The sequence below is a fragment of the Bacillus sp. 05T31 genome (genome assembly GCF_056396725.1).
This window is the reverse complement of record NZ_JBFTMA010000555.1, coordinates 1-3041: the sequence shown is the minus strand read 5'-3', so window position 1 is coordinate 3041 and position 3041 is coordinate 1. Positions and strand designations below refer to the sequence as shown.

At 35.7% G+C, this 3041-nt stretch carries 1 protein-coding gene and 1 pseudogene; both read right to left on the bottom strand.

Annotated features, from left to right (window positions below):
• Positions 1-238 precede the first annotated feature (238 nt).
• Positions 239-2632, bottom strand: coding sequence for a M6 family metalloprotease immune inhibitor InhA2 (inhA2, locus tag AC1DJR_RS24060; RefSeq protein ID WP_404457183.1), 2394 nt, complete (start codon positions 2630-2632; stop codon positions 239-241).
• Between the two features lie 298 nt (positions 2633-2930).
• A pseudogene (locus AC1DJR_RS24055) lies at positions 2931-3041 on the bottom strand (fructose-6-phosphate aldolase); the annotation flags it as partial.

Genomic DNA, 3041 nt, shown 5'->3' with positions numbered 1-3041 from the left:
TAACCAAGTAATACTGTAAATAAACTTATGTATAAAAGCAATACTACATTCTTCCTTTAAAAAAGAAAGTCTATAAATACCAACGATACTTCGACAATTTCCTCGGAAATATTTCTTTTCCCCACATAATTTGCTACACTATATATAAACAGACAATTGTATTACATAAGCTGAAATAATAACTTACTGTACAAATATAAAAGCACACTCTTCATATGAAGAATGTGCTTTTACTTTATTAACGTCTAATCCAAACAGCACCTGCAGACTTATCATCTGCTTGYCCAACAACTTGGAATTTAAGKCCAAGGTTTGGAACTTTKCGTCCTGCGTCAGCAATTTGYTTRTTRCTGTATACYTTTGAATCATCAAAYGTTGTAACACCTTGTAATCCAGTATAATTAAACTGTCCTCGTGTAAATGAATTTACACTCCATGAAGGTGTTTGATCAAATGAAAATGCAGCATCTGCAATTTGAATTCCAGTATTACCGTATGCTGGTTTCCCACCTAAATTTCCAACAATCGCTTCTGGATGAGAATCTACAACACCAAGGAAGCCTTCACCTGGATGTAACCCAACCCAGTTATCTTTGAAACTATCATCTGCATACCAAACGACAAGACCTGTATTATATACCGGACCTTTTCCCGCTTTTAATCCATTATCTGATCCAGCATAGTTTCTCCACTCTAGATAATAATAATGGGGTTTCTGTTCTGTCCCATCAGAAACAACGAATCCATTTAACTTCATTTTAGACTGTCCTTCTGCGTCATCTGAAAATACTACTTGTCCATCAACTGTTACATTTACATTATCCATTGCGAAACCTTTATATGTTAAAGCTGGATCTGTAATATAGTCGAATTGTAGTTTAACTTTCTTCCCTTTAAATTGACTTAAATCGTATGATTTATCAATCCATTTTCCATCTGTTGTATCTTTATCTTCTTGGACTATGTTTTCTCCCAATCTATCAATTAATGTTTTCGTTCCATCTTCAGTTACAGCATGTACTTCGATGAAATCACACTCTGCTTCTAGTTCATAATTCGCTTTATAATCAAATTTTGCATTTGTTCCTTTTGTTAAATCGAAGAATGGTGTTTCTAATGTCGTATGAATATCATCGCCTCTTGTACTATAGTATGCACGCTTTCCAAATCCAGGCTTAATTGTTTCAATACTCTTACCTGGTAAGTTGACACGTACGACACCTGGACGATTTGATTTTGTAACACTTTGATCAATATATGTAGGAACGCCTACACCACTCTTAATTTTATCGTAATCTACTTCTAAAATTTTCGCCCAGTTTCCACCCATATTCTTTTGTAAGAAATCTTTATTTTGTGGTGAAAAACTAGTTGGCTCTGTTCCTGCGATTTTTCCTGTCCAGCTACCTCCACTCATTAATGACCAAGCTTCGACAGGTGATCCCATTCCAGTATAATTCGTATCATACTCATCTGGTAAACCAAGGTCATGTCCAAATTCATGTGCAAACACACCTACTGCACCGTCTTCTGGTTCAATTGTGTAATCATGAGCCGCTACTTTTCCATCCCAATAAGGTACTTTAGCTGTTGTTCCTTCAATCGCTACTGGATCCCTTGCTAATTTAGATCGATGTGACCAAATTGCATCATCTCCTAATTTACCACCGCCAGCTTCTTGACCAACACCGGCATGAATTACCATTAAATGATCAATTACACCGTCCGGTTCATTAAGATTGCCATCGCCATTTGTATCATAACGGTCGAACTGATCGAATTGTGATAAATCTAATCCTTTATCCGCTGCAGCTTTTAATGCTTCTTTCACTAAATCACGCGCACCTTTTGGTCCTTTATTATCGTGACCGCTACTACCATCAGCACCGTAATCAGCAGCTTTTCCTGGCACAGTTAGCCACTCCGTTACATATCCGTCTGTCGTATAACTACCACCAGACTGCTCTTCATAATATTGTTTAAACGTTTTTACTTTCGAACCATCAAATAATGTGTACGGTTCATTACCAAATAACATTTTTTGATAATGCTCTCTACTAAAGTCATTCGAATACATATATCCTGGTGTTTGATCAATATTATTATGTTTATAATCACTAAATTCAACGAGTAATACTAATACTTTATCAGTTCGAACAGACCCTTTATACGGCGCTTGCTTTGCTTTAGAAGTTGGGACTTGTCCATTCAGTTGTTTTTTATTTGGTTCTGGCTTTTGCTCAGGACTCACATTTTTTTCAGGTTTCTTTACTTTCTCCTTTTCCTCCATTTTCTTCTCTTTTACTTTTTTCACGAAATCAGATGCCTCTTTAGCAGTATCCGCTGGAAGAATTTCTTTATTTGCCTGATCCCCTTGCTTCTTTTCAATATATTGCTCTACGGCCTTTTTTGTCTCTTCTTTAGACGATGCTGGATTAATTGTTCCTCTTTCTTTCAGCGCTTCCGCTAAACGATCTTCTTGAATTAAGTTATGATCAATTGGCGTTGTAGACACACCTTCTTTTGCTGACGTTTCTGCATATGCTAACGGAGCACTCATTACAGCTGAGCATCCGATGAGTGTTGCGATCGTTAATGATGACAACACTTTAAATGGCGCTTTTTTTCTCATTTTAATCATCCCCTTGTATCAATCTTAAACTTCAGATAAAAATATGTAATCTATCCTCCCTTGTATAATAAAAGACATGATTCTATAAGAAATAAGCTTTCTGTTATAGAATCATGCCCTCCAGTTTTCTGGTCAGACCCTCTATCTTTTTATGTCGAAATGTGAAAAATAAAGAGTGATTTGTATATATTAAATAGCTTATATTAAAAATTTAAAAGACAATATGTACAATTGCATGAAAATTCTTTCAAACAAAAAAAGAACCCAAGTTAATTAAACTTGGGTTCTCCATTTCGTATTATTTCTCTTGTGTTTTTTCCCAATCAGCTAAGAATTTCTCAATTCCTTGATCTGTTAATGGATGCTTCACTAATGAAGCGATTACGTTTGCTGGGATTGTTGCAATATG